General features: G+C 73.2%; 27 protein-coding genes. 9 read left to right on the forward strand and 18 right to left on the reverse strand.

All coding sequences use genetic code 11. The features are described 5' to 3' along the window. The first annotated feature begins 59 nt into the window (after positions 1 to 59). From ASD33_RS26530 to ASD33_RS26540, 3 genes are all read left to right on the forward strand, one after another. Positions 60 to 938, forward strand: a complete 879-nt coding sequence (locus ASD33_RS26530) for an alpha/beta hydrolase (RefSeq protein ID WP_056565537.1) — start codon at positions 60 to 62, stop codon at positions 936 to 938. 222 nt (positions 939 to 1,160) lie between these two features. Beyond that, the gene (locus tag ASD33_RS26535; protein WP_056565540.1) at positions 1,161 to 2,120 is read left to right on the forward strand and encodes a DUF1648 domain-containing protein; all 960 of its coding nucleotides are present in this window, start codon (positions 1,161 to 1,163) and stop codon (positions 2,118 to 2,120) included. Positions 2,121 to 2,122: 2 nt separating this feature from the next. Further along, positions 2,123 to 2,479 carry a GntR family transcriptional regulator gene (locus tag ASD33_RS26540; RefSeq protein WP_056565544.1) on the forward strand — a complete coding sequence of 119 codons (357 nt, stop codon included), beginning with the start codon at positions 2,123 to 2,125 and terminating at the stop codon, positions 2,477 to 2,479. Positions 2,480 to 2,504: 25 nt separating this feature from the next. Here the strand turns inward: ASD33_RS26540 and ASD33_RS26545 are convergent, their stop codons facing one another. Beyond that, entirely contained in the window at positions 2,505 to 3,464 is a 960-nt protein-coding gene (locus ASD33_RS26545) for a D-2-hydroxyacid dehydrogenase family protein (protein WP_056565548.1), read from the reverse strand. A 147-nt stretch (positions 3,465 to 3,611) separates the two neighbouring features. Between ASD33_RS26545 and ASD33_RS26550 the strand changes: the two genes are divergently transcribed. Beyond that, the gene (locus ASD33_RS26550; protein ID WP_079045034.1) at positions 3,612 to 5,027 is read left to right on the forward strand and encodes a hypothetical protein; all 1,416 of its coding nucleotides are present in this window, start codon (positions 3,612 to 3,614) and stop codon (positions 5,025 to 5,027) included. Here ASD33_RS26550 and ASD33_RS26555 read toward each other — a convergent pair. Beyond that, positions 5,011 to 5,967 (reverse strand): helix-turn-helix domain-containing protein, encoded by a 957-nt coding sequence (locus ASD33_RS26555; protein ID WP_056565551.1) that lies wholly within the window; start codon positions 5,965 to 5,967, stop codon positions 5,011 to 5,013. The genes ASD33_RS26550 and ASD33_RS26555 overlap by 17 nt on opposite strands. Positions 5,968 to 6,079: 112 nt before the next feature. Here ASD33_RS26555 and ASD33_RS26560 point away from each other — a divergent pair, with 112 nt between their 5' ends. Beyond that, positions 6,080 to 6,718 (forward strand): MBL fold metallo-hydrolase, encoded by a 639-nt coding sequence (locus ASD33_RS26560; protein WP_056565554.1) that lies wholly within the window; start codon positions 6,080 to 6,082, stop codon positions 6,716 to 6,718. Between the two features lie 38 nt (positions 6,719 to 6,756). Next, positions 6,757 to 7,116, forward strand: coding sequence for a hypothetical protein (locus ASD33_RS26565; protein ID WP_056565558.1), 360 nt, complete (start codon positions 6,757 to 6,759; stop codon positions 7,114 to 7,116). A 119-nt stretch (positions 7,117 to 7,235) separates the two neighbouring features. Here the strand turns inward: ASD33_RS26565 and ASD33_RS26570 are convergent, their stop codons facing one another. The 6 genes from ASD33_RS26570 to ASD33_RS26595 all read right to left on the reverse strand — a co-directional run bounded on the left by ASD33_RS26570 (position 7,236) and on the right by ASD33_RS26595 (position 10,365). After that, a complete protein-coding gene (locus ASD33_RS26570) occupies positions 7,236 to 7,520 on the reverse strand; it encodes an SCO5918 family protein (protein WP_056565561.1) in 285 nt (94 codons plus the stop codon). A gap of 151 nt (positions 7,521 to 7,671) precedes the next feature. After that, complete coding sequence (locus ASD33_RS26575) at positions 7,672 to 7,875, reverse strand: cold-shock protein (RefSeq protein WP_056565564.1); 204 nt, start codon at positions 7,873 to 7,875, stop codon at positions 7,672 to 7,674. Positions 7,876 to 8,140: 265 nt separating this feature from the next. Beyond that, a complete protein-coding gene (locus tag ASD33_RS26580; protein WP_056565567.1) occupies positions 8,141 to 8,617 on the reverse strand; it encodes a DUF1801 domain-containing protein in 477 nt (158 codons plus the stop codon). Positions 8,618 to 8,709: 92 nt separating this feature from the next. Beyond that, a complete protein-coding gene (locus ASD33_RS26585; protein ID WP_056565757.1) occupies positions 8,710 to 9,363 on the reverse strand; it encodes a glyoxalase in 654 nt (217 codons plus the stop codon). A gap of 10 nt (positions 9,364 to 9,373) precedes the next feature. Beyond that, positions 9,374 to 9,814 carry a helix-turn-helix transcriptional regulator gene (locus ASD33_RS26590; RefSeq protein ID WP_056565570.1) on the reverse strand — a complete coding sequence of 147 codons (441 nt, stop codon included), beginning with the start codon at positions 9,812 to 9,814 and terminating at the stop codon, positions 9,374 to 9,376. 140 nt (positions 9,815 to 9,954) lie between these two features. Further along, positions 9,955 to 10,365 carry a VOC family protein gene (locus tag ASD33_RS26595; protein WP_056565760.1) on the reverse strand — a complete coding sequence of 137 codons (411 nt, stop codon included), beginning with the start codon at positions 10,363 to 10,365 and terminating at the stop codon, positions 9,955 to 9,957. Positions 10,366 to 10,520: 155 nt separating this feature from the next. Between ASD33_RS26595 and ASD33_RS26600 the strand changes: the two genes are divergently transcribed. Beyond that, the gene (locus ASD33_RS26600; protein ID WP_056565573.1) at positions 10,521 to 10,994 is read left to right on the forward strand and encodes an alpha/beta hydrolase; all 474 of its coding nucleotides are present in this window, start codon (positions 10,521 to 10,523) and stop codon (positions 10,992 to 10,994) included. Between the two features lie 79 nt (positions 10,995 to 11,073). Here the strand turns inward: ASD33_RS26600 and ASD33_RS26605 are convergent, their stop codons facing one another. Continuing rightward, positions 11,074 to 11,763, reverse strand: a complete 690-nt coding sequence (locus ASD33_RS26605) for a hypothetical protein (protein ID WP_063992042.1) — start codon at positions 11,761 to 11,763, stop codon at positions 11,074 to 11,076. A gap of 238 nt (positions 11,764 to 12,001) precedes the next feature. On the opposite strand from ASD33_RS26605, the gene ASD33_RS26610 reads away from it, so the two are divergent. Beyond that, the gene (locus ASD33_RS26610; protein ID WP_056565578.1) at positions 12,002 to 12,802 is read left to right on the forward strand and encodes a DUF4239 domain-containing protein; all 801 of its coding nucleotides are present in this window, start codon (positions 12,002 to 12,004) and stop codon (positions 12,800 to 12,802) included. A gap of 69 nt (positions 12,803 to 12,871) precedes the next feature. Here ASD33_RS26610 and ASD33_RS26615 read toward each other — a convergent pair whose 3' ends face one another. Further along, entirely contained in the window at positions 12,872 to 13,291 is a 420-nt protein-coding gene (locus ASD33_RS26615) for an SRPBCC family protein (RefSeq protein WP_056565581.1), read from the reverse strand. 43 nt (positions 13,292 to 13,334) lie between these two features. After that, entirely contained in the window at positions 13,335 to 14,345 is a 1,011-nt protein-coding gene (locus ASD33_RS26620) for an aldo/keto reductase (RefSeq protein ID WP_056565584.1), read from the reverse strand. 321 nt (positions 14,346 to 14,666) lie between these two features. On the opposite strand from ASD33_RS26620, the gene ASD33_RS26625 reads away from it, so the two are divergent. Next, positions 14,667 to 15,434, forward strand: a complete 768-nt coding sequence (locus ASD33_RS26625; protein ID WP_056565587.1) for a GNAT family N-acetyltransferase — start codon at positions 14,667 to 14,669, stop codon at positions 15,432 to 15,434. A 1-nt stretch (position 15,435) separates the two neighbouring features. Here the strand turns inward: ASD33_RS26625 and ASD33_RS34570 are convergent, their stop codons facing one another. From ASD33_RS34570 to ASD33_RS26660, 7 genes are all read right to left on the reverse strand, one after another. Then, complete coding sequence (locus ASD33_RS34570; RefSeq protein ID WP_242427275.1) at positions 15,436 to 15,975, reverse strand: hypothetical protein; 540 nt, start codon at positions 15,973 to 15,975, stop codon at positions 15,436 to 15,438. A 2-nt stretch (positions 15,976 to 15,977) separates the two neighbouring features. Further along, positions 15,978 to 20,741 carry a putative T7SS-secreted protein gene (locus ASD33_RS26635; RefSeq protein ID WP_056565591.1) on the reverse strand — a complete coding sequence of 1,588 codons (4,764 nt, stop codon included), beginning with the start codon at positions 20,739 to 20,741 and terminating at the stop codon, positions 15,978 to 15,980. A 3-nt stretch (positions 20,742 to 20,744) separates the two neighbouring features. Next, positions 20,745 to 21,386 carry a hypothetical protein gene (locus ASD33_RS26640; RefSeq protein WP_107103842.1) on the reverse strand — a complete coding sequence of 214 codons (642 nt, stop codon included), beginning with the start codon at positions 21,384 to 21,386 and terminating at the stop codon, positions 20,745 to 20,747. Continuing rightward, positions 21,386 to 21,820: a hypothetical protein gene (locus ASD33_RS26645; protein ID WP_056565598.1), complete on the reverse strand. Its 435-nt coding sequence runs from the start codon at positions 21,818 to 21,820 to the stop codon at positions 21,386 to 21,388. The genes ASD33_RS26640 and ASD33_RS26645 overlap by 1 nt, the downstream gene beginning before the upstream one ends. A gap of 183 nt (positions 21,821 to 22,003) precedes the next feature. Next, positions 22,004 to 22,330 carry a hypothetical protein gene (locus tag ASD33_RS26650; RefSeq protein WP_107103843.1) on the reverse strand — a complete coding sequence of 109 codons (327 nt, stop codon included), beginning with the start codon at positions 22,328 to 22,330 and terminating at the stop codon, positions 22,004 to 22,006. Between the two features lie 43 nt (positions 22,331 to 22,373). Further along, the gene (locus tag ASD33_RS26655; RefSeq protein ID WP_056565601.1) at positions 22,374 to 22,712 is read right to left on the reverse strand and encodes a MerR family transcriptional regulator; all 339 of its coding nucleotides are present in this window, start codon (positions 22,710 to 22,712) and stop codon (positions 22,374 to 22,376) included. An 868-nt stretch (positions 22,713 to 23,580) separates the two neighbouring features. Next, positions 23,581 to 25,080 (reverse strand): DEAD/DEAH box helicase (locus ASD33_RS26660; protein WP_056565604.1); only part of this gene is annotated, 1,500 nt, incomplete at its 5' end.

Below are 25,080 nucleotides of genomic sequence, written 5' to 3' on the forward strand. Positions count from 1 at the left end.
TGAGTTCCGGTGCCGCCGGCCGTCTACCCCATGACTGACTCACCACCGAGGAGAGCACCATGGCCGAGACCGACACCCGCACCCTGGACACCGCAGGCGCGACCCTACGCTACGACGTGCGCCCCGGCACGGGGACCGAGCCGCGTCCCCTGCTGCTGATCGGTTCGCCGATGGACGCGACCGGCTTCACCACGCTCGCCTCCCACTTCGCCGACCGCACCGTCGTCACGTACGACCCGCGCGGGGTGGGCCGCAGCGAGCGCACCGACGGCGCGGCGGAGACGCTTCCCGAGGAGCACGCCGACGACCTGGCCCGGCTGATCGAGGCGCTCGGCGCCGGCCCGGTGGACGTCTTCGCCAGCAGCGGCGGCGCCGTCAACGCCCTCGCCCTCGTCGCCGCCCGCGGCGACCTGGTGCACACCCTCGTCGCGCACGAGCCGCCGACGGCCCAGGTCCTCCCGGACCGCGAGGCGGCCCTCGGGGCCTGCGAGGACGTCCACGCGACGTATCTGCGGGACGGCTGGGGGCCCGGGATGGCGAAGTTCCTCGCGCTGACGAGCCGGACGGGCCCGTTCCCGGCGGACTGGGCGGAGGAGCCCGCCCCGGACCCGGCCGCCTTCGGCCTGCCCGCCGAGGACGACGGCTCGCGCGGCGACCCGCTGCTCGGCCAGAACATGCGGGGCTGCACCTCCTACCGCCCCGACTTCACCGCCCTGCGCGCCGCGCCGACCCGGATCGTCCTCGCGGCGGGCAAGGAGTCGGAGGGTCAGCTCGCCGCCCGCGCGGCGGCCGCCGTCGCCGAGGGCCTGGGCGCCCCGCTCGCCGTCTTCCCGAGCCACCACGGCGGCTTCCTGGGCGGCGAGTTCGGACAGCAGGGCGCCCCGGCGGAATTCGCCGAGGCGCTGCGGGAGGCCCTGGAGGGCGACGACCGGGGCTGACGAGCTCCGAGGACCCGGCCGACGAGGTCCGAGCAGCGCCCGGCCGGCGACCTCGCCCCTCCGTCCCCTCCCTGCCTGCTTCGACGCGGCGGCGGCCTTCACGGCCGCCGCCGCGTCGACGTTCCCGGGCCCCGACGTGCCGAGGCATCCGGATTGGAGGTCTAGTTGTTCTAGCGAAGTACGAACAACTTGTTCTATCCTGGTGCGAACAAGGGAGGCTCCATGAACCGATCCACACCCCGTCTCCGCGCCCTCGCCGCGCTCCCGTTCGTCCTCGCGCTCACCGTGTACGTCCTGCTGCTCGTCCTCCGGCACGACCGGCTCCCCGACACCCTCGCCACCCACTTCGGCCTCGACGGCCGCCCCGACGGCTTCACCGGCCGCACCGCCTTCGCCGTCGTCGGCGTCGCCCTGCTTCTCACCCTCGGCGCGGGCTGGACGGCCCTCGTCCGCCACGCCTCCCTCTGGGGCGCCTGGGCGACGGCCGGCTTCGCCGGTGCGCTGCTCGTCCTCGTCGTACGGGACAACCTGGACGTCACCGACCCCGCGCAGGTCTCCTCGCCCCTCCTGAACCTCGCGCTCGCCGCGGCGACCGCCGCGGTGCTCGGGATCGTCGGGTGGGGCCTGACCCAGCTCGTCCCCGAGGGCGCGCCGCCCGCCGCCCGCGACGGGGCCCCCGACGGCCCCCGGCTCCCGCTCGGCGCGAGCGAGGTCGCGGGCTGGTCCCACGCCACCGCGTCGGGGCCGCTGACCGTCCTCGGCGTGCTCGTCCTCGCCGCCGTCCCCGTCGGACTGCTCCTCGCACCCTGGCCCGGCGCGCTGCTCGCGCTGCTCGGCCTCGTCATCGGGGTGCCGGGGCTCGCCCTCGCCCGGGTCCGGGTCACCGTCGACCGCCGCGGCGTCACCGTACGGCCCTCCCTGGTCCCCCGGCCCCGCGTCAGGGTCCCGCTCGGCGAGGTCGCCGGGGCGAGCGTCAGGGAGCTGGACACGGCCGCGGTCCTCGGCGAGTTCGGCGGCTGGGGCTACCGGGTCAGGGCCCACCGCACGGGCGTGATCGTCCGTACCGGGGAGACCCTGGTCGTACGGCGGGACAGCGGCCGGGAGTTCGCGGTCACCGTGCCCGACGCGGGCACCGCCGCCGCCCTCCTCAACACGCTCGTCGAGCGGCATGGGAAGGTCTGAACGTGCTCTTCCGTGTCGACCCGGCCTCCGCCGTGCCCCTCGGCGACCAGATCGCCGCCTGCGTCCGGGGCGCCCTCGCCGACGGCTCCGCCGCACCCGGCGAACGCCTCCCGGCCGCCCGGGAGCTCGCCGACTCCCTCGGCGTCAACGTCCACACCGTCCTCCGTGGCTACCAGCGGCTCCGCGAGGAGGGCCTCATCGAACTCCGCCGGGGCCGGGGCGCCGTCATCGTCCCCGGCGCCACCGCTCCCGACCGCGCCCGCCTCGTCTCCCGGCTCCGCGAGGCGGCGGCGGACGCCCGCGAACTCGGCCTGACGGACGAGGAGTTCATGGAACTGGCCCGCACGAGCCTGGAGTGAGGGCCGGAGCCGGCCCGATCCCCGCTCAGCCCAGTTCCCGTACCGGCGACCCCGCCAGGAACGCCTCGATGTCCTCCACCGCCTGCCCGAAGTACCGCCCGTAGTTCCCCTCCGTCACATAGCCGAGGTGCGGCAGGGCGAGGACGTTCGGCAGGGACCGCAGGGGGTCGTCCAGGGGCAGCGGCTCGGTCTCGAAGACATCGAGCCCGGCCCCCGCGATCCACCCCTCGCGCAGCGCCCGCAGCAGCGCACCGCCGTCGACCAGCCCCGCCCGCGAGGTGTTGACGAGGTACGCGTGCGGGCGCATCGCCCGTAGTTCCGGCTCCCCGAGCAGCCCGCGGGTGCGGTCCGAGAGCACCATGTGGAGCGAGACGAAGTCGCTCTCCGCGAGCAGTTCCCGCAGGTCCTTCGCGTACCCGGCGCCGTGCTCGGCCGCCCGTTCCTCCGTCAGGTTCGGGCTCCACGCGCGTACGTGCATCCCGAAGGCGAGGCCGATCCGGGCCACCCGGGCGCCGATCTTGCCGAGCCCCACCAGCCCCAGGGTCCGGCCGGCGAGGTCCGTACCGACGGTGGACTGCCAGGGGCCGCCCTCGCGCAGGGACCGGGCCTCGGCGGGTACGTGGCGGGCCAGGCCGAGCAGCAGCGCCCAGGTGAGTTCGGTGGGCGGCTCCGAGCTGCTGGCGGTGCCGCAGACGGTGATCCCGCGCGCGCGGGCGGCGGCCACGTCGACGGAGGCGTTGCGCATCCCGGAGGTCACGAGGAGCCGCAGCCGGGGGAGCCGGTCCAGGAGCCCGGCGTCGACGGGGGTCCGCTCCCGCATGACGACGAGGATCTCGCAGTCCGCCAGGGCCTCGGCCAGCGCGTCCCGGTCGGTGAGGTGCTCCCGCAGGACGCGTACGTCGACCCGGTCGGCGAGCGGGCTCCAGTCGGCGGAGGCCAGGGCGGCCCCCTGGTAGTCGTCGAGGACGGCACAGCGCAGCTTCATCCCCGCATGATCACCCCGATCGTCCCTCCGACGCCCCTCTCGGGACGACAGAACGACCCCCGTCTCGCAGAATTGCGCTGAATTGCCCCGTTTCGACATGTGGCGACGACATGTGACGACGAGATGTGACGACGAGGAGTGGGCGCCATGAATGCCGATGCTGAGTCCGGTGCCGGTACGGGCAGCGGCGGCGGCGCCGACGAACTCGCGAGGCTCCGCGCCCGCGTGGCCGCCCTCGAACACGAGGCGAGGACGGGCGGCGCGGCGGCCCGCCCGCCCCACCACCGCCTCCGGTCCTTCTTCTCCGCCCTGCTGATCGTCATCGGCTGTGTGCTCGTCCCGCTGGGGATCGTCGCCTCCTGGACCTCGGACATCGTCGGGGACACCGACCGCTACGTGCAGACGGTCACCCCGCTCGCCTCGGACCCGGACGTGCAGGCCGCCGTCGCCGACCGGGTGACGACCGCGGTCATGGACCACATCGACCTGGCCTCCCTCCTGGAGGGGGTCGCGCCCGACCAGCGGCCGCTGGTCGAGAAGGCGCTCGGCAAGCTGGGCGGCTCCCTGGAGAGCGCGGTCGGCAGCTTCGTCCACGACCGCGCGCAGGACGTCGTCGCCTCCCCGGCCTTCAAGACGATCTGGATCGACGCCAACCGGGCCATCCACACCTCCCTCGACCGGGCCCTGACCGGCAGCGACGACGGGGCCGTGAAGATCGGCACGGACACGGTCACCATCGACCTGGCCCCCGTGATCGACCGGGTGAAGGAGCGGCTGGTCGACTCCGGCCTCACGGTCGCGGGCAAGATCCCCGAGGTCCACACCGACTTCACCGTCGTCCAGTCCGAGGACATCGGGAAGGTGAAGACGGCCTTCGGGCTGCTCCAGAAGATGGGCATGTGGCTGCCGGTGATCGCGGTGCTGCTCGTCGTCGGCGGGGTGCTGCTCGCGGCGGGCCGCCGCCGCACCCTGATCGCGGCGGCGCTCGGCGTGGCGGTGGCGGCGGTGGTCCTCGGGGTGGCCCTCACCGTGTTCCGCACGGTCTATCTGAACGCCCTCCCGGCCACCGTCTCCCCGGCCGCCGCGGGCACCCTCTACGACACCCTGGTCCGCTACCTCCGCACCTCGGTACGGGTGTACGCGACGCTCGGCGTCCTGCTCGCGCTCGCGGCCTGGCTCTCCGGCCCGAGCCGCCCCGCCGTCCTGACCCGGAGGCTCTGGGACGACGGCATCTCCGCCACCCGCACCACCGCGGACCGGGCGGGCCTGCGGACCGGACCGGTGGGCCCCTTCGTACGCCGGTACCGCAGGTGGATCACCTGGCTGCTCGTCGCGGGCGCGGCGGCGGCGTGCGTGTTCTGGCCGCACCCGACGGGCTGGGTCGTGCTGGGGCTCGCGCTGGCGCTGCTCTTCGCCCTGGCGGTGGTGGCGTTCCTGGCGAAGGACTCGCTGGAGGGACAGCCGAAGGAACCGCCGACGGGCCCGCCGGAGCCCCCGGCCGGCCCTCCGCAGGAACCCCCGACAGGGCCTTCGACGGGCTCGACCGTCACGGCGTCCGGGTGAACGAACGCCGGTAGGCGCGCGGTGGGACCCCGCGACGGCGCACGAACTGGGCCCGCAGCACCGCCGCGCTGCCGAAGCCGACCGCGCGGGCGACCTCCTCGACGGGCAGCTCCGTGCTCTCCAGGAGTTCCTCGGCCCGGCTCAGGCGCAGCGAGAGCAGCCAGGCGTGCGGGGTGGTGCCGGTGGAGGCGGCGAAGCGGCGCGCGAACGACCGGCGGCTCATCAGGGCCCGGCGGGCCAGCTCCGCGACGGGCAGCGGCTCGTGGAGGTGCTCACGGGCCCAGGCGAGGACGTCGGTGAGCCGTTCGTCCCGGCTGTCCTCGGGGACGGGGGTGGCCAGGTACTGGGCCTGTCCGCCCTCGCGGTGGGAGGGCAGGACGAGGTCACGGGCGATGGCGTTGGCGGTGCCGGCGCCGTACTCCCGGCGCAGCAGGTGCAGGCACAGGTCGAAGCCGGCGGCGGCGCCCGCGCCGGTGACGACCGGGCCCTGGTCGACGTAGAGCGCGTCGGGTTCGACGGTGACGTCCGGGTGGCGTTCGGCGAGGAGCCCGGCGAACCGCCAGTGCGTGGTGGCGCGCCGCCCGTCGAGGAGCCCCGCCGAGGCGAGCGCGAAGGCGCCGACGCAGTGCGCGGCGACCAGCGCACCGCGCGCGTGGGCGGTGTTCAGGGCGTCGAGCACGGCGGGTCCGGGCGGCGTACGGAACCCGGCCCAGGGCAGGGCGATCACCAGGTCTGCCGAGGCCAGCCGGTCGAGGCCGTGCTCGACGACGAGCGGCAGTCCGACATCGGTGCGGACGGTGCCGGGCCGGTCGGTGCAGAGCGCGAAGTCGAAGCGGGGCAGGTCGCCGCCGCGCGCGTCGAACACCTCGGAGACGATCCCGGCGCCGAGCATGCCGACCCCGGCGGGGGCGTAGGCGGCGACGGTCACGAAGGGCGGCATGGCGGGAGTGTGGCACGGGCGGGGCCGGGAGCGGGCCGGGGTGGCACGATTCCCGCGATCGGTGGCAGCACGGCCACTCGTGCGGGCCGGTGCGGCACAGAAGACTCGGGGCATGACACAGCACACCGCCGCGCCCCTCGCCCGTACCGCCGAGCCCCGTACCGAAGCGCCCCTCGCCCGTACCGCCGCGTACACGGTCCTGACCACCGGCTACACGCTCTCCACCGGCCCCGGGGTCGCCGCCACCGTCTCCTACGTCAGGGACGGGGACCGGCATGTGATCGTCGACCCCGGCATGGTGGCGAGCCGCGACCGGATCCTCGGTCCGCTCGCCGCGCTGGGCCTCGGCCCCGACGACATCACCGATGTGGTGCTCAGCCACCACCACCCCGACAACACCATGAACGTCGGCCTCTTCGGCCGGGCCCGGGTCCACGACCACAAGGCGATCTACGAGAACGACCAGTGGACCGACCGCGACGCGGAGGGCCACGAGCTGGCCCCGTCGCTGCGGCTCATCCGTACCCCCGGCCACAGCCCGGAGGACATCACGCTCCTCGCGGGGACCGGTACGGGCGTCGTCGCCTTCGTCGGGGACCTGTGGTGGCGGCCGAACGGCCCGGTGGAGGACCCGGTGGCCCCGGACCACACGGTCCTGACGGCCTCGCGGCTCAGGGTCCTGGCGGCCGCCGACGTGATCGTCCCCGGCCACGGCCCGGCGTTCCCGGCGGACGAGACCGCCCCCCGCTGACACCCCCGCACCCGAGTGGGCGCCTAGAATGGGCTTCCATGTCGAAGCCTGACGAGCTGCTCGTCGAGATCGCCGCAACGGTGGAGTCCGGGCAGAGCAATCAGATGTCCCTGACAGTGGTCGCGGGAGGCGTGGTTCTCACCGGCCGGCTAGCCCCGGAAGCCCTGTGGAGACAACGCGTGTCGGAGGTCCTGACGGACTCGGCCCGCCTCGGTGAGTTCTCCGGAGTGTTCAGCCCCTCCGCACGCGAGGAGGGTCCCCCGACCCATCTGCACTTCCACCTCGCCCGGATCCTCCAGGGCACGGTGGGCATCCCGGAGACCGGCGGGATGTACCGGGTGGCCCTGGCGGACGTGAGCGCCTGGACGGTGGGCGACTTCAGCTACTTCGACCACTGAGGTACGGGCCGTACGGCCGCCGTCGGACCGCCGTACGACCCGGCGGGCGCCCCTTACGGGGTACCCGCCGGGGTCCGGCCGGACCGGGGCCCTGGTGGACCGGGGTCCGGGTCCTGCCGTCAGAACGTCTCGGAGGGCTCTCCGGCCACCGGGTCGGCCGCACCGGCGGCAGGCACGGTGAGGCACGTGAAGCCGAGCTTGGTCATGGCCCGCGTGACCTCGCCGGCGCTGAAGTCGCGGCGGTCCTGGCGGGTGACGGCCTCACCCACCTGCTTCACGGGGAACTGACGGCGGCCGATGACGACGACGTCGCCGACGGCCGGCTCGGGCTTGACGCCCTTCATCGATTCGATCACTCCGGCCTTGGTCAGCTCGAAGGGGAAGCGGGCGATGACACAGCGCATGGTGACTCCTGCGGAGAAGTGGTCCAGAGATGATCCGGGCAGGGAATTCCCGCGGCCGATCAGTGGTGAGAAAAGGAACGGTGCAAAGGACTGGGACCCGCACCCCGAAGGTGCGGGCCCCAGTTCTCGCGACGCGTACGACGTTTCGGTTTCAGGAAGGGACGATGTTCTCGGCCTGCAGGCCCCGCTGGCCCTGCACGACGTCGAAGGTCACCTTCTGGCCCTCCAGCAGCTCACGGAAGCCCTGGGCGGCGATGTTCGAGTAGTGGGCGAACACGTCAGGGCCGCCACCGTCCTGCTCGATGAAGCCGAAACCCTTTTCCGAGTTGAACCACTTCACGGTGCCGGTTGCCATGTCACTGCTCCAAAAAGTCCGGAAATGAAAAAGGGTGCCCAGCGCCGGAGAAACCGGAAGAGGGCACTCGTACGTTCGGGACCCACAACTGCAACTGTTATCGACAGTAGCACGGTGGGACGACGTGTGCGGGGTGAAGATTTCACCCCCTGTCATCCCATGCGTTTACATGACAAATTCCACCGCACGTCGCTTCGAATTTCCGGAGCGGCTGGGGGGCGGATCGGCGCCGATCCGCCCCCCAGCCGCTCCCGGCCCGCCTCCGTCAGCCGGCCGCCCGCGTGATGAGCGCGGCGATCCGGGCCTCGTCGTCGGCGGTGAGCGTGGTCAGGGCGTAGCTGGTGGCCCACAGGGCGCCGTCGTCGAGCTGCGCGAGGTCGCTGAAGCCGAGGGTGGCGTACCGGCTCTTGAACTTCTGCGCGCTCTGGAAGAAGCAGACGACCTTGCCGTCCCTGGCGTAGGCGGGCATCCCGTACCAGAGCTTCGGGGCGAGCTCCGGGGCGGCGGTCCGGACGATCTCGTGGATCCGCTCGGCGAGGACGCGGTCGGCGTCCGGCATCTCGGCGATCTTGGCGCGCACCTCGGTCTCGCCGTCGGCCTTGGGGGCCCGCGAACCGCGCCGGGCCGTGGACTTCAGCTCCTTGGCGCGCTCCTTCATGGCGTCGCGCTCGTCGTCGGTGAAGCCGTCGTACTTCTTGGCGTCGGCGGTGCTGCTCGGGGAGGTGGTGCGCGCGCTGGTCATGACGGGATTCCTCTCGGGGAGAGCGGGGAGAGCGGGGAGGTGATGGTGCGGGGGTGTCGTCTGCGGTACGGGTACGGGTACGCGTACGGATGTCAGCGACGGGTTTCGGCGGAGGTCGCGGCGGCCTCGGCGTCGGCCCCGGCGGTCTCCCAGACGAAGCCGTCCGGGTCGGTGAAGGCGGTGCCGCCGGTCGAGCCGAGGACGATCCGGTGCGAGCCCTCGCCGTCGACGGGGAGGCCGACGTCCTTGGCGAGGGCGCGGCGCCCGTAGAGGGCGAGCTTGACGGGGCTGTCCCCGGCGTCGAACTCGACGTACTTGCGGCCGAAGCTCTTGGCGACGGTCAGGCCGTGCTCGACGTAGAACTTCCGGGTCTCGGCCACGTCCGAGGCGCCGAGGAGGACGACGAACTGGTCGACGTGCCCGGTCGCGGGGCCGGTGTCCTTCTTCGCGGAGGTCGCGACCTTCCAGACGGTCCCGTCGGGGGCCCGGAAGACGCCGCCGTACCCCCAGAAGGACTTCGAGACGGGCTTGAGGACGGTGGCGCCCGCGTCGAGGGCGGCGTCGACCAGGTACCGGACGTCGGCCGGCTGGGAGACGGTGAGCGAGAGGGAGACCCCGCGGAAGCCGGAGGCCGGGGCGTCCGAGGCACGCAGGCGGACCCACGAGCCCAGGCCGGAGGCGGTGTAGAAACGGTCGGCGGCCGGGAGGTCGGCCACCTCGACGGTGACGGAGGCGATGGTGTTCATGCCGTTCACGCTAGGCGCGGGCGGCGACGGGTGCTTCTCGATTCCTGACCGGTCGGGTGACCTGCTTGGCGACGCAGGACGGCAGGCCGGCCTCGCCGTCCGCGACCTGGCGCCGGTAGACGCTGGGCGAGACGCCGACGAGCTCGGTGAAGCGGGTGCTGAAGGTGCCGAGCGAGGAGCAGCCGACGGTGAAACAGACGTCGGTGACGCTCAGCCCGTCCTGCTGGAGCAGGGCCATGGCGCGCTCGATGCGCCGGGTCATGAGGTACGAGTACGGCGATTCGCCGTAGGCCTGCCGGAACTGCCGGCTGAGGTGGCCGGCCGACATGCTGACGCCCCTGGCGAGGGCCTCGACGTCGAGAGGCTGCGCGTACTCGCGGTCCATCCGGTCACGCACACGGCGCAGCCGCGCCAGATCACTCAGGCGCTGTGCTTCGGTCAGTGCGCTCATCCACGCAGGATGACACATGGGAGGAATCCTTTCGACGGGCTTCCGGGAAGCGGCGGAGGCCCTGCTTCCCGGAAGCGGACGGCCCGGAGCGACGCCGTGCCGTCGGACGGACCGGCGCGGTGCCGGTCCCGTCGGACGGCTCAGCGGACTTCCTGGAAGCGGACGAGGTTGCCGGCGGGATCGCGGAAGGCGCAGTCGCGCACGCCGTACGGCTGCTGGGTCGGCTCCTGCACGACCTCGGCGTCCCCGGCCTGCACCTTCTCGAAGACGCCGTCGAGGTCGGGGGTGGCCAGCAGGATCCAGCCGTACGTGCCCTTGGCCATCATCTCGGCGATGGTCCGCCGCTCGTCCTCGGTGATGCCGGGGTCGGCCCCGGGCGGCGCGAGCAGGATCGACGTACCGGGCTGCCCGGCGGGTCCGACGGTGATCCACCGGGTCCGCCCCTGCCCGACGTCGCTGCGCACCTCGAACCCGAGGGTGTCCCGGTAGAACCGCAGCGAGGCGTCGGGGTCGTCGTGCGGAAGGACGGTGGTGTGAATGGTGATGTCCATGCCCGCCAACCTAGTTGGGCGCAACCGAGACGTGCTTCTCGATTCCTGACGAATTCCGGGGGAAGGTCCGTGCCGGGAAGAGGCGGTCCGCGCGGGCGGGTCCCCCGCGCGGGGGAGGCCTACGCTGGGAAGGGAGGGGCGGAGAGGAGGGCCCCGTGGTCGGTGGTGTCGTCGTGCGCCGGGTGGTTCTGCGGCACGGGCCGGCGCTTCCGTACGCGGAGGCGGGCGGGCCCGGGGGCGCTCCGGTCGTCCAGTTGGAGGATCCGGTGAGCCGCGAGCTCGCCGAGCGCTTCGTCTCCGGTCTGACGGAGGCCCCCGTCGGGCGCGGCTTCCTGGAGACCGTCGTCGAGGAGAGCCTGAAGGCCCCCGCGTACGTGTGGCGGGAGACGCTGCGCGGGCTGCTCGAAACCGATCTGCGGGCGACGCTGGCGGGAATCCTGGTGCCCACGCTGGTCGTCCGGGGCGACCGGGACCCCGTACTGACGCCCGAGGACCAGCAGACGATGCTGGACGCCGTCCCGGGCGCCCGGCTGATCGTCCACGAGGGCGCCGGACACGTCGTCCACTGGGAACGGCCGGCCCGGGTGGCCCGCGACATCGCGGCCTTCACGGCGACGGTCATGCGCTGAGCGGCGGGTCGGCGGGCGTGCGCGCGAGCGCCCCTCGGGCCGCGCCCGCCACCGCGCCGGCTGTCGGACCCGCCGATGCTCAGTCCGACTCCAGGACCACCGCGGGGAGCGCGGTGCCCAGGATGCGCGCACGGGGCAGGGTGAGGGCGAAGTGGCGTTCGAGGACCTCCAGGGAGACGCGGTGCGCGTCGCGGTGGGGCAGGTTCTCGTCGGGCAGGCCGGCGGCGTTCAGCAGCCGTTGCAGCGGCGCCGCCGCCTCGGGTTCGCCCTCCACGCCGTCGTGGCCCCAGGAGCGGTCCAGGTGGAGGTTGAAGGCGCACAGCAGGCGCTCGTCGTGGACGTAGGTGAACCACGGCGGCACCGGCTTGCCGTTCTCCTCCTCGAACACCAGGTGGAAGACGTGGGCGCCGTCGCGCGAGACGGGCAGCAGGCTGCCCAGTTCGCTGGGCCAGCCGCCGTACATGACGGCGTACGCCCATCCCTCGTGCTCCCCGTGCCGGAGCGCGATCTCCTCGTGGACGCCCCCGTACTCGTCCTCCAGCAGCTCGACCAGCTCCTCGCCCGTCACCTCACCCACGGGACACACGGCGCGCTCCGGCCCGAGAACGGTGGCCGCGAACCGGTCGACGAGCTCCCCGGATCCCAGCCCACGAGCGAGGAGCACGCTGTAGCCCCCGTAGACGATCGACCGGGGGGCGGCGAGCCAGGCTATTCCGTCGGTGGCGTCGGTCGCGGACGGTGTGGCGGGCGTCGTGTGCGAGGCGGTCATGGCGACATCGTGGCGCATCCCGCTCCCCTTTCAGCTCCCTGCCCGCTCCCGGCCGGGGCGGGCCCCGGTGCTCCCGCCGGCGCAAGGGTGTCCCCCGTGCGGGGGTGAGCGAACGTTTCCTCTGTTCCGGCCGCGTGACCTGCCGGGTCATGATCGCCGCTCCCGCCCGTACCGGCCGAGGCGGTCCTCCTGCGAGGGGCCCCGCCGGCCCCCAGTCGTTCCCCGGAGGCAATCGCCCGTGGTCCTCGTCATCGTGGTCGCCGCACTCGCTCTGCTCGCCGGCCTCGCCGCCAACCGATGGCTGCGGCCACGGCTGTTGAGCGAGGACGACGACACCGGCATGGCAGTGAAGGACCTGGTCGGTCCGCTGCTGACGCTGACCGTCCTGCTGCTGGCCTTCGTGCTGGTCACGGCCAACGGTTCCTACGGGAAGGCCGAGGTGGCCTCGCGCGGTGAGGCGCGGGCCCTGGACCAGATCGTGGAGACGGCCGAGTACGCGCCCGCCGCCCAGCGGGCCCGGATCCAGGCGGCCGCCGTCTGCTACGCCCGTGCCGTACGCACCCAGGAATGGCCGGCGATGGCCGACGGCGAGGGCTCTGCCGCGCCGAGCGTGTGGTCGACGGACTTCCGCCGGACCTTCCGCACGCTGGAGGGCCAGCCGGCCTTCGGCATGCTGATCGCCGCCGACAACAAACGGTCCGACGAGCGGGAGGAGCGGCTCACCCAGGCCACCGCCAGCATCCCCAGCGCCATCCTCTGGTTCCTGCTCGCCACCCTGGTCATCACCGTCATGGCCCTCGGGATCTGTCTGCCCCGAAGGAACAACCGGGGCCAGCTGATCACCCTCGTGGTGATCACGGCGCTCCTGACGACGGCGCTGTGCATCATCCGGGACGTCGACCGTCCGTTCGGCGGCATCATCGACGTGCCGCCGACGGCCATCGCCGAGGCGGAACGCCAGGCGACCCGCGACTACACGGCGAACCACCCGGCCGCGGAGCTGCCCTGCGACGAGCGGGGCAACCGCCGCACGGTCTGACCGCGCGACACCTTCCGGCGGCGGCCCGACGAGAGCGGCGCCGCGCCGGGGGGCCCGCGGGTGCCGGCCTCAGGCGGTGAGTGCCTGGTGGAGGGCGTCGAGGCCGTCGGCGTAGATGCCGGTGAAGAGGTCGACGGCCTCCTGCTCGGTGACGCCCCTGGGGTGGAAGCGGCCGGACCACTGGACCTCGGCGAGGTCCTCGCGGCCGGGGACCGCGTGGACGCGGAGGGTGGAGACGTAGCCCTCGACGGGGAACGGGGCTTCGAGGATGGCGTAACTGTAGTGCCGCTCCGCCTCGTTGAAGTCGACGAGGCGCTCGATGATGACGTCGCCGGCGGGGTTGGTCAGGCGGCGGACGCGACCGCCTTCGAGAGCGGTGGACTCGGGGATGTAGGGGAGCCAGTCGGGGAGGGCGTCGAAGCCGCCGATGAGGCCCCAGACCTGCTGGGGGGAGGCGGGGAGGACGCGGGAGACGGACGCGGAAGCCATGGCGCTTCTCCTGTTGCTGTGTGTGGGGGGACGGGGTGGAAGGTCAGGCGTTGTTCGGGAGCGGGGCCGCCGGGCTGACCAGGCCCGCCGCGCGCAGGTCGGTCCAGAACGCCGCCGGGACCGTCTCGTTCAGCGCGGCGGTGTCCTCGGCGATACGGCTGGGGCGGGTGGCGCCCGGTACGGCGGCGGCGGACGCCGGGTGGGCGAGGGAGAACTGCAGCGCCGCGGCCTTGATGCTCACACCGTGGCCGGCGGCCAGCGCCTTCAGCTTCCCGACGCGCTCGATGATCTCGGCGGGGGCCTGCTGGTACTCGAAGTGGGTGCCGCCGGCGAGGATGCCGGAGCTGTACGGGCCGCCGACGACCATGTCGACGCCCTGCTCCTGGGCCATGGGCAGCAGGCGGGTGAGGGCGTGCGCGTGGTCGAGGAGGGTGTAGCGGCCGGCGAGGAGGAAGCCGTCGGGCTGCGGCTCGTCGAGGGCGAGGGTCAGCTCGACGGGCTCGGTCTTGTTGACGCCGAGGCCCCAGGCCTTGATGACGCCCTCGTCGCGGAGGCGGGACAGCACGCGGAAGGCGCCGGTGCGGGCCTCCTCGAACCTGGCCAGCCACGCGTCGCCGTGGAAGTCCTGGGCGATGTCGTGGACCCAGACGATGTCGAGGCGGTCGGTGCCGAGCCGCTTGAGGCTGCCCTCGATGGAACGCTCGGTGGCGTCGGCGGTCCACTCGTGGAGGATCTTGTTCGGGTTGCCGTGCTCGAACAGTCCGCCCTTCTCGCCGAAGTCGGGCACGTCCGTCTCGTGCTCGTCCAGGATGACCCGGCCGACCTTGGTGGACAGGACGAACTCGTCGCGGGGCTTGCCGGCGAGGACCTCACCGAGCCGCTCCTCGGCCAGGCCGGCGCCGTAGAAGGGGGCGGTGTCGTAGAAACGGATGCCGTGCTCCCAGGCGGCCTCGACGGTGGCGGCGGCCTCGGCGTCGGGGATGGCGCGGAACATGTTGCCGAGCGGGGCGGTGCCGAAGCCGAGACGGCCGGGGAGGAGGTTCTTGAGCGACATGGGGGGGTGCCTTTGCGGGATGTGGGGGGAGGGGGACGGGGTGGGGCCCCGCCGTACGGGCGCCGCATTCGCATGCGAGCGCGCCTTGCAGATGAAGAGATTACTTGCGGACGCGGGCTAATGCAAGGACTGACTTCATGCGTGCGCTGGGTAAATATCTCGTGCCTGCCCGTGTCCGTCCGTGCTCACCTGCACCCGCCCGCTCGCGCCCGCCCTCCGCCGTACTCCGACAGTCCCGCCCTCCCCGGGCCACAGGTGGCCCAATCGGATCAGGCCGAATTGGCCCCTTCCATGGGGCAATTGGGCACTACCGTAAGTGTCATGACAACACGATCCACCTCCGCCGACCGGCCCCCGTCCGTAGCCCTCAGTGACGCGCCGACGCGTCAGGCCCGTAACTCCGCCGCCCTCTGGACCGCGACCGGGCGCAGCCGGGGGCACGAGGTCGTCCGGCGGCGTGGATTCGTCGCGGTCGACGGCGACGCGCGCGCCGGCCTGCGGATTCTCGTTCAGGAGCCGGTACTCGACCCGGGCGAACTGGACGAGCTGGGTGCGCTGGTACGCGGAGCCGCGGGGCCGGTGAACGCCGAGGACCCGTTCAGCTCGACCGACCTGAGCGACCTGGGTCTGCGCGGCTGGCAGATGCCGGTCATGCTGCGCCCGCCCGGCCCCGTCGGCGAGCCGGCCATGGACGTGATCCGGGTACGGCGGCCCGAGGACCTCCAGGCGGCCGAGCGGATCGCGATCGAGGGATTCGAGCTGGCCGGATTCCAGCCGTACCGCCCCGGCGAGCTGTTCCCGGCGGCGCTGATCGAGACGCCGGGCGTGGACGTGTTCCTCGCCGTCCACGACGGCGTGCCCGCCGGCGCCGGTCTCACCGTCGTGGACGACGGCATCGGCAGCCACTACTGGGTCGGCACCTCGCCGGCGTTCCGGTCGCGCGGCGTGGGACGGGCCGTCATGCTCGGCTCCCTCGCCCACCTGGCCGACCTGCCGGTCACCCTCACCGCCTCGAAGCTGGGCAGGCCGCTGTACGAGTCGCTGGGCTACACCGTCGCGGCGCCCGCGACCTGGTGGGCCTCCCGGTGACCTACGCCGTCCCCCCGTCCGGGCAGTCGCCCACGGAGAGCTCCGCCACCGCGGCGTCCTCCACCCGCTCCAGGTCCGCGATGTAGGGCGCGGTGTCCGGCAGCGGGGTGCAGAACGTGACCTGGGCGGTCAGCAGGTCGTCGTCGAGCCCGCCGAGGGACAGCGAGACGTACGCCCGCACCGCGTCGTCGCCGAAGTGGTCCCGCGCCGCCCGCAGGCACCCGGCGGCGTACGCGAGGCAGCGGCGCAGCAGCACGTTCGCGCGGTCGGCCGCGTCGGCGGGCTCGGTGGACAGGTCGTAGTCCGTCATCCCCCGGCCGTTGACCGTGGTCTCCTCCGCCAGCCGGTCGAAGTACGACCCCGCCGGGTCGGGGCGGAGATCGGTCAGCACCCGCGCGCCGCTCTCCGTGACCGACCAGCCGCGCTCGACCACCTCCTGGAACATCGGGGGGACGTCCGACGAGGACAGACCGGAGAGACCGGCCGGACCGGCCGGGCCCGCGTCCGCGAGGAGCTTCCTCATCCACTGGTTGGTGCGCACGTCTACCCTTCGCCGAGTGCGGCGAGACCCTTCCTGATGCCGGCGATGAAACCGGGATTGTTGCCCACGGCCTTCTCGATGCTCCGGGGCAGACCCTCGAACTTCCCGGACTCGAAGTCGAACTGGTACTTGGCCCCCTTGTTGCTCTGGTCCTGGAAGTGCAGCTGCCCCGGCCGCTGCCCCGGGTTGGGGTTCTCCACGTCGATCCGGTACGGCCCCTGGTTCCACAGCGTCTTGCTGGTGATCTGGGGTCCGTTCGACCCGATCATGCCCTTGTCGGCGGGGTCCTTGATGCCGTAGCGCTCGCGGTCCTGGCGGATGCGCTCCTCGACGACGTCGGGGTGGTACGGGTCCCGCTCGAACCCCGGCGAGGAGGTGTACCCCTCGCGCAGCGGGTCGTAGGGGGCGAGGCCCAGCGGGTCGGCCCGGACGTGCGGGTTGTGCACATAGGCCGAGGGGTCGGGGCCCGGCGCGAGCCCGAGCGGGTCCTGCGTCAGATAGCGGGCGGTCTCGGGGTCGTAGTGCCGGTGCAGGTTGTAGTGCAGGCCGGACTCGGAGTCGAAGTACTGCCCGGGGAAGCGCAGCGGGGTGTACGCGGTCCCGCTCCTGGACCAGGTGGTGGTGCCCCACAGCGTGGCGCGGGTGAGCCACGCGACGTCGCCGGACTCGGAGACGAGTTCGGTGGGGGTGCCGACGAGGTCGGTGGCGATGGCGAAGAAGCGCTCGTCGAACACCTCCTGGGAGTCGTCCGCCGCGAGTACGCGTTCCGTCTGGGACAGCGGCCGTACGCCGCGGTGGTCCCAGGTGAGGGCGACGGGCCGGGGGACCCCGGGGGCGGTGGTGGTCTGTTCGCACAGGGTCCAGCCGTCCCAGGTGAACCGCACCTCCTCGACGACCGTCGCCCCGTCCTCCGCCAGCCGCTGCTTCGCGGTGCGGCGGCCCAGCGGGTCGTACCGGTAGCGCCAGCGGGTCCCGTCGGGGGTGGTGACGGCGGTGAGCCGGTCCTCGGCGTCCCAGTCGTAGCGCCAGGTGTCGGCCTTCCGGGACAGCCGCGTCCTGCGGCGCAGGGTGATCCGGCCGGCGGCGTCGTGCTCGTAGCGCACGGATCCGGCGCGGGTGACGGTGGTGCCCTCGTAGGCGCGCGAGCCGGTCGCCTCCCGGCCGGCGTGCGTCGCGGGCCAGGACGCGGAGGTCTGGGCCCCGGCCGCGTCGTAGGCGTACGACTCGGCCCAGTCGGGGCCCGCCACCGCGGTGACCCGGCCCGCGGCGTCGAGGTCGTAGCGGAAGGAGCCGCGCAGGGCGTCGTCCAGGGCGCTGAGGTGTCCGTCGGCGCGGTAGGCGTAGGCGCGCCGGTTGACGGTGCGGGCCCCGGCGGTCAGTTCCTGGCCGGTCAGCCGGCCGGCCTCGTCCCAGACGGACGCCAGCGTCAGTGCGCCGTCCGGGCCGTCCGCCGCGCCGCCGACGGACCGGAGCACCTCGCGTCCGGCCGGGTCGTGGGTGAAGCCGATCCGCCGGGTGCCGCCGGCCAGCGCCGCGAGGCGGCCCGCCGCGTCGTACTCGTAGCGGGTCACGTGCCCCGTGGGCGTGGTGCGGCGGGCGCGGCGCCCGGCCGTGTCGTAGCCGAAGGAGAGCAGCCGGCCGTCGACGATCTCCGCCTTCAGGTCGCCGCGGCGGTCGTACTGCCGGACGAGTTCGCCGTCGGGACCGGCCGCGTGGACGATGCGCCCGGCGCGGTCGTAGGCGTACGTGGTGACGGCGCCGGACGCCTCCTTCCTGACGACCTGGCCGAGCGCGTCCCGCTCGTAGCCGACCGTCTCCCCGGCCGCGTTGGTCCGCGCGGTCACCTGCCCGGCCGCGTCGTGCTCGTAGCTGACGGTCCGCCCGTCGAAGTCGGTCTCGGCGACGGTCCGGCCGGCCGGGTCGTAGGCGTACGACCAGGTCAGGCCGCGCGGGTCGGTGACCCCGGTGAGCCGCAGGGCGGCGTCGTGCTCGAAGGTGTGGCGGGCCCCGTCCGGGCCGGTGCGGGCGGAAAGCAGGTCGAAGTGGGTGTACTCGAAGCGGCTGGTGAGCCCCGCCCGGTCGGTGTGGGCGGTGCAGTTGCCCTCGCCGTCGTAGGTCCAGGTCTCGGCGGAGCCGTCGGGGTGGGTGCGCCGGGCCAGGCCGCCGTCGGCGTCCCACTCCAGGGTGGTGACGTCGCCGAGCGGGTTCGTGACCCGGACGAGCCGGCCGAAGGCGTCGCGTTCGTAGCGGGTGGTGTTCCCGAGCGGGTCGGTGACGGCCAGGGGCAGTCCCGCCGCGTCGCTGCGGTACGTGGTGACGGACCCGGTCCCGGTCGTACGGGACACGGGGTGGCCCAGCTCGTCGTAGGCGTACCGGGTGGTGTGGCCCGCGGCGTCGGTGACCGCCGTCAGGTTGCCGCGCTCGTCGTACTCCTGGCGGATGCGCGTGCCGTCCGCGTCCGTGAACTCGACCGGGAGCCCGCGCGCGTCGCGCCGGACGGCGACACGGCCTCCGTCGGGGCGGACGAGGACGAGCAGCCGGCCCTCGGCGTCGTAGGTGAAGGTGGTGGTCCGGCCGAGCGGGTCGGTGCGGCTGAGCACGTTGCCGTGCCGGTCGTGGGTGGAGCGGGTGGTGTTCCCGAGCGGGTCGGTGGTGGCCACGACGCGCGAGTCGCCGTCGATCAGATGGCGGACGACGCGGCCGTCGGCGGTGGTCAGGGTGGTGGTGCGGTGGCCGGTGACCGGGTCGGGGCGGCCGTACGCGAGGGTGAGCTGCAGGTGGCCGGCCCCGCCGCCCTCTCCGACGACCCGGTCCTCGTCGTCGTAGACGTAGTCGTAGCGGCTGTCGTTGGAGTCGGTCCAGGTGATGACCCGGTGCCGGTCGTCGTACGCGAAGGCGAGGGTCGCGCCGGAGGGCCTGGTGACGGCGGTCAGGTCGCCGTCGGTGTAGCCGTACCGGACGACGTCCTGTGCGGCGCCGTCGGGGAGCCGCAGGGCGAGGCGGGTCACCCGGCCGTCCTCGGTGTCGAGGACCACGTGGTGACCGGCCGAGTGGACGAGGGCGAGCGGGGTGCCGTCCTCGGCACGGTCCACCGTGACGGAGTGGCCGTTGCGGTCGTCGATGCCGGTGAGCCAGGCCACCCCGTTCCCGCCCGGCTCGGCGCCGGCCGGTGCGGTGTACCGGCGGACCAGACCGGACGCCGGGTCGGTGAGCGTGTAGTCACCGTTGTCGTGGCGGGCCAGGAGCCGGCGTGCGGTGCCCGCGTCGGGGAGGGTGGGGAGGCCCGGCACCGGGTGCGGATAGGGGAGCAGGAGGCCGTCGTCGGTGACGTGGACGACGCCGCGCGCGTCGACCGTCAGCCGCTCGTCCACGGTCGAGGACCAGGACGGGCCGAAGAACCGGCCCAGCGTGTACCCGGACTCGGTGCGCCTGGTGAAGGCCAGCGGCAGCGCGCCGGGCAGCACCAGATCGGTCTGCGGCAGGAACATCCGGCCCGAGGCCAGGTCCACCGGGTCGGTCTCGCCGACCGGGCGCTCGGCGTCGGGCCGGTTGTGGGTGCCGCGGGGGGTGTCGTCGATCAGCCTGCGGGCCCGGTTGGCGTCGTTGGCGAGGTCCGCCGCCTCCGCCGCGACCCTGACGCCCTTGACCGCCGCCCCGCCGCCGCCGGTCGCGGCGGTCAGCAACAGGTCGGGGACGAGCCGGCCTAGGCCCTCCGCCGGGTCCTTCATGAAGTTGTCGAGCATCTGCTTGCCCGCGCCCATGGGGTCGTTGGCGACCTGTACGAGACCGGCGGCGAGGCTGTTGAGCTGGGTGAAGTACTCGGCGGGGTGGGTGAGGTTGTACGGGTCGGTGGGGTTGACGCTCCGGACGAAACTGAGCAGGCCCGCCGTGCCCTTGACGATGCCGCCGCCGAAGTGGTTCTGCATCACCTGCAGTTCTTCGAGACCGTCCATGGCCTGCTCGCCGTACGAGGGCTTGGGCGGGGCCGCGTCGCGGGCCGCCCGGACCGCCGCGCGGGCGGTCTCCGCGGCGGTGTTGCGCTGCTTGCGGGCCTCGGCGAGGATCTCCTGCGCCTCCTCCATCAGGGCCTTGCCGGGGTCGCTGAAGGCGCCGGGCCTCGGCGGCAGGGAGGCGGGGTTCCGCTTGTCGGCGGGTTCGGCGTTGTACCGGTCGACGGCCTTGTTGAAGTCGTCGACCTTCGTCCGGTGGGCGTTCGCCGCGTCCTCGGACGCCTTGGTGCCCTGCTTCCACTTGTCGATGGCGGTCTGGGCCTGCCCCTGGGCCCATTCCACGGTCGAGGCGAAGCCGGTCAGCGCGTCGGAGGCCTTGCCGAAGGCGTCCGCCGCCTTGAACCACTTCGGCGGCTCGACCGCCACCTTCTCCCGGAAGGCGTCGGCGGCCTCGCCCTTCACGGCGGACGCGTCGAGGCCCTTGAGGCCCTGGCCCACCTTGTCGAACGAGGCCTGCAGGTCGTGCAGATGGGAGGCGGTCGAGCGGAGCTTGGACGGGCTGCCGTAGATCAGCTTGGTCTTGTCCTCGCTCTGCCCGAGGTCCATCTCGTCGACCTCGGCGCCCATCCGGTTCGCCACCGAACGGGACTGCTCGCGCACCCAGTCCGCACCGGACTCCCAGCCGACGTCCTCCAGCCGGTCCGCCGTCCAGTTGCCGGCGTCCTCGACCCGGTTGCCGACCCACTCGACGCCGTCCTCGACCGCGTCCTCGACGACATCCGGTGTGATGTCGCTGATCAAGTCCCCGATGCCCACGGCTCAGTTCCCCCCGTTGTTCTGCTGCTGGGCCCGCTGCTCGGGAGACGGGCCGAAGGTCTCGTCCACCGCGCGGTCGAAGTCGCCCTGGTCCACCCCGAGGAGCTCGTTGAGGATCCGCGCCCGGCTCCCGCCCTCGCCCTCCGTCACGAGCGCCCGCCCGGTGTCCTTCCAGGTCTGCGCGGCGTCCTCACCGGCGCGCTGGAAGGATTCGGGGCTCCAGTCGGGGCTGAGGTAGTCGGGGGTGAACACGTCGCCCCAGTCCTGCTTGACGATGTCCTCCTCCGAGGCGTGCGGGTTGCCCACGGCGGAGTTCACGGCGATCTTGAAGGCGCCCTGGAGGTACTGGTCCTCCTCCCAGACGATCCCGGCGGCCAGCCCCAGCGCCGCCGCGAGGGTGTTGGCGTCCTGGATCTGCGCCCGTACGCCCCACTCCCAGCGCTCGCAGTAGTCCTCGAAGTCGGCCGACAGACCGTGGTGCCCGGCCTCCATGCCGGTCATCGACAGGTCGGAGAACCCCTTGCCGAGCACGGCGCCGGTGCCCGTGCCGATGTCGCGGAGTTCGGCGGTGGCCGCCCGGATCCCCTCGGTGATCCGCTTGATGCTCTCCTGGTCGAACTTCAGGTCCTCGGGTCCGCCGCCCATCAGACGTCACCTCCGGCGTCGCCCTCGCCGTCCACGGCGGCGGAGTCGGGGACGATGCCGTGGACCGGCGGGAAGAACATCGACCGGTCCGGATCGGCGATGTCGACGGCCACCCCGGCGGGCACGCCCAGAGCGGGCACGACCTCGTCGAGGAGCCGCGCGCCGCGCAGCGCCGCGTAGTCCCAGGGCCGGGTGGCGTCGTCCGCGTGCCCGCCGGGGGCGAGCGAACGGGCGCGCGCGAACCGGGCGAGCGACGCCTCACCGGTGAAGGCGCAGATCCACCGGACCCCACCGAGCTCGGCCGTCCACAGCCCACCGGAATCGACGGGGACGAGCACCACGGCCCGCCGCAGCTCACCGATCATCTCCAGGGGATCCCCCTGCCCCGCCCACCGCTCGGCGATCCGCTCCGCGAGTACCGCTCCGTCACTCACCGGCCGTCCTCCCCGCTGCCCAGGCCCGTACCTTCCCACTTGCGAAGAGAAATACGACCCGAACGGGGGAAACGGTTCCGCCGAGGGGGCCGCCCACGGTGGGGAGGCACCGACCGGCTCAGGACAGGACGCCAGGACTGAGGTGCTGACCTGCGGCTCCGTACGTGGTCCTGGCCGCTCGTCCTATCCCTCGCACGCCCACCGGACGGCTGCGGCCGCGCCCATGAGGAGCGGCAGGGCGAACCACGTCGGGCCCATGACGCGGCGGATCGACGGAAGAAGAGTGATCAGCAGGGCGAATCCGCTCGTGGCGATGGTGAGGACACAGGACAGCACGATCCCGGCCTGTGCTTCGTCGTCCCAGCTGCCCCCGGGCCGGATGGTGAGGCCCGTGTACAGGAACCCCGCGGCAATCAGGTGGAGGAGCGGCGGCGGGACCGCCATGACCCGCCTGAGACAGCCGTCGTCATCGGTGGCCGTCCCGGCGGTGTCGGGCCGGTCGGACGTCACGGGAGCGCTCCCTTCGGCCGGTTCCGACGGCGGGGGACTCACCTCAGGCCGAGTCCGGCGGCGCGTCGGACTCGGCGGCGCGGCGGTATGCGGCGTTTATGCGCTGGGCCTCTTCGAGCTGGTCCTCGAGGACGATGATCCGGCAGGCGGCCTCGATCGGTGTGCCCTGGTCGACGAGCTCGCGGGCGCGTGCGGCGATGCGCAGCTGGTAGCGGGAGTAGCGGCGGTGGCCGCCCTCCGAGCGCAGCGGAGTGATCAGACGGGCCTCGCCGATGGCACGGAGGAAGCCCTGCGTGGTGCCGATCATCTCGGCGGCCCGGCCCATCGTGTAGGCGGGGTAGTCGTCGTCGTCGAGCCGGCCGTACGAGTCGTCTGCTGTCATTTGCACCTCTCCGGGGAACGCGTTGAGGGGCCCTGGTGCCGTACTGGCACCAGGGCCCCGAAGGAACTTCTACACCACCTGCCGGCCGTGATACTGCGCCGGCGTTCGTTGTCCGCGCACTCGACCCGGTTGCTGTCGGGGTTGCGGGGATCGCGGTTGCTTGACCGGAGACCACCTCACTGTCGATGTCCTGCGGTACCCGGGCTCAGGCAAACGCCCGGGCGATCCTGATGGCGCGGGTTCCTCCGTTCTTCCTCAGCGATCAACTGCGTACTGCTGGTACTGCGGGTGATGCGAACTGCTCAGTGGCCCGTTCCGGCGCCACTCACTGCTGGGTGCTGCGTACTGCACTCACGGGTACCGCACTTGCCATGACCGCGGTCCCGCTCGCGGCGGCCCCTGATCACTGCGGGCCACCCGGTCCGGCCGTCAGTCCCGTCGCCGTCCTGCGAAAACCGTGGCTTCGAAACTCCACCGCCGTACCGTCCTGCTCACTGCGACTACCTGTGCTGCCGGCAGTTCGTGTCTGCCAGGCCCTTCTTGTCTCTCTGGGCTACGAGAGAAACCATAATCACGCCGATGCCCAATGTCTACTCCGGCCGACATAGATTTTTGCGTGTCGGGCGGGGAGGTACCCGACCGTGAGCAGGGCCGGTTCCCGTGCCGGGCCTGCCCGCCGATACGCGAGAGGGCCCGACCGGCGGATTCCGGTCGGGCCCTCTCGGCTGTTCGGGTGTCGGCGCAGCTACGCCTGGCCTGTGGGTCGTGCTCAGGCCGCCGCGGCGGCGGCGGAACGTCGTCCGCCGGCGCGCCTCGCTGCCGAGGCGGGTCCGCGTCGGCCGCGGCCGGTCGTGCGCTTGCGGGGNGCTCAGGCCGCCGCGGCGGCGGCGGAACGTCGTCCGCCGGCGCGCCTCGCTGCCGAGGCGGGTCCGCGTCGGCCGCGGCCGGTCGTGCGCTTGCGGGGCTCGGGCGCCGGCGCGGTGATCGTCACGGGGATGCCGGAGGGGGTCCGGGCGCCGGTGATGCGGTGCAGCGCTTCCTCGCCGGAGCGGACCTGGGTGGTCTGGGGCGCGATGCCGGCGGTTGCCAGGAGGCGGGTCATGTCGCGGCGCTGGTGGGGGGTGACCAGGGTGACGACGCTGCCGGACTCGCCGGCCCGGGCGGTGCGGCCGCCGCGGTGGAGGTAGTCCTTGTGGTCGGTCGGCGGGTCGACGTTGACGACGAGGTCGAGGTTGTCGACGTGGATGCCGCGCGCGGCGACGTTCGTGGCGACCAGGACGGTGACGTGCCCCGTCTTGAACTGGGCGAGGGTGCGGGTGCGCTGCGGCTGGGACTTCCCGCCGTGCAGGGCGGCGGCCCGGACGCCGTTGTGGAGGAGGTCGTCGGTGAGGCGGTCCACGGCGTGCTTGGTGTCCAGGAACATGATCACGCGGCCGTCGCGTGCCGCGATCTCCGTCGTCAGCCGCTGCTTGTCGGTGCCGTGCACGTGCAGGACGTGGTGCTCCATCGTGGTGACCGCGCCCTGGGAGGGGTCGACGGAGTGGACGACGGGGTCGGTGAGGTAGCGGCGGACCAGGAGGTCGACGTTGCGGTCCAGGGTCGCGGAGAACAGCATGCGCTGGCCCTCGGGGCGGACCTGGTCCAGCAGTGCGGTGACCTGCGGCATGAAGCCCATGTCGGCCATCTGGTCGGCCTCGTCCAGGACGGTGATCGAGACCCGGTCCAGCCGGCAGTCGCCGCGGTCGATGAGGTCCTTGAGGCGGCCGGGGGTGGCCACGACGACTTCGGCGCCCCCGCGCAGCGCGCTCGCCTGGCGGCCGATCGGCATCCCGCCGACGACGGTGGCCAGGCGCAGCTTCACGGCGCGGGCGTAGGGGGTGAGGGCGTCGGTGACCTGCTGGGCGAGTTCCCGGGTGGGGACCAGGACCAGGGCCAGCGGCTGACGGGGCTCGGCGACCTGTCCGGCGGTGCGGGCCAGCAGGCCCAGGCCGAAGGCGAGGGTCTTGCCGGAGCCGGTCCGGCCGCGGCCCAGGACATCGCGGCCGGCCAGGGAGTTCGGCAGCGTCGCGCCCTGGATGGGGAAGGGGACGGACACGCCCTGCGCGGTGAGCGCGGCCAGGAGGCGCCGGTCCAGGGCCAGTTCGGCGAAGGTCTCGACGGCGGGCAGCGCCGGAGTGACCGTCTTCGGCGGGGCGAACTCCCCCTGTACGGCGGCGGGGCGCCTGCCGTATCCGCCCGACCGGCCCGGACCTCCCGGCCGGCTCGCGGCGGACGAACCGGAGCGACCGCCCCGGCCCGTTCCTGCGGAGGGGTCGTACGTGCGGCCGCCGTCGCGGCGGGTACGGGAGGATCGGCCGTTCGTGCGTGC

Origin of the sequence: Streptomyces sp. Root1304, from assembly GCF_001426405.1 — a bacterium.
Classification (GTDB): Bacteria; Actinomycetota; Actinomycetes; order Streptomycetales; family Streptomycetaceae; genus Streptomyces.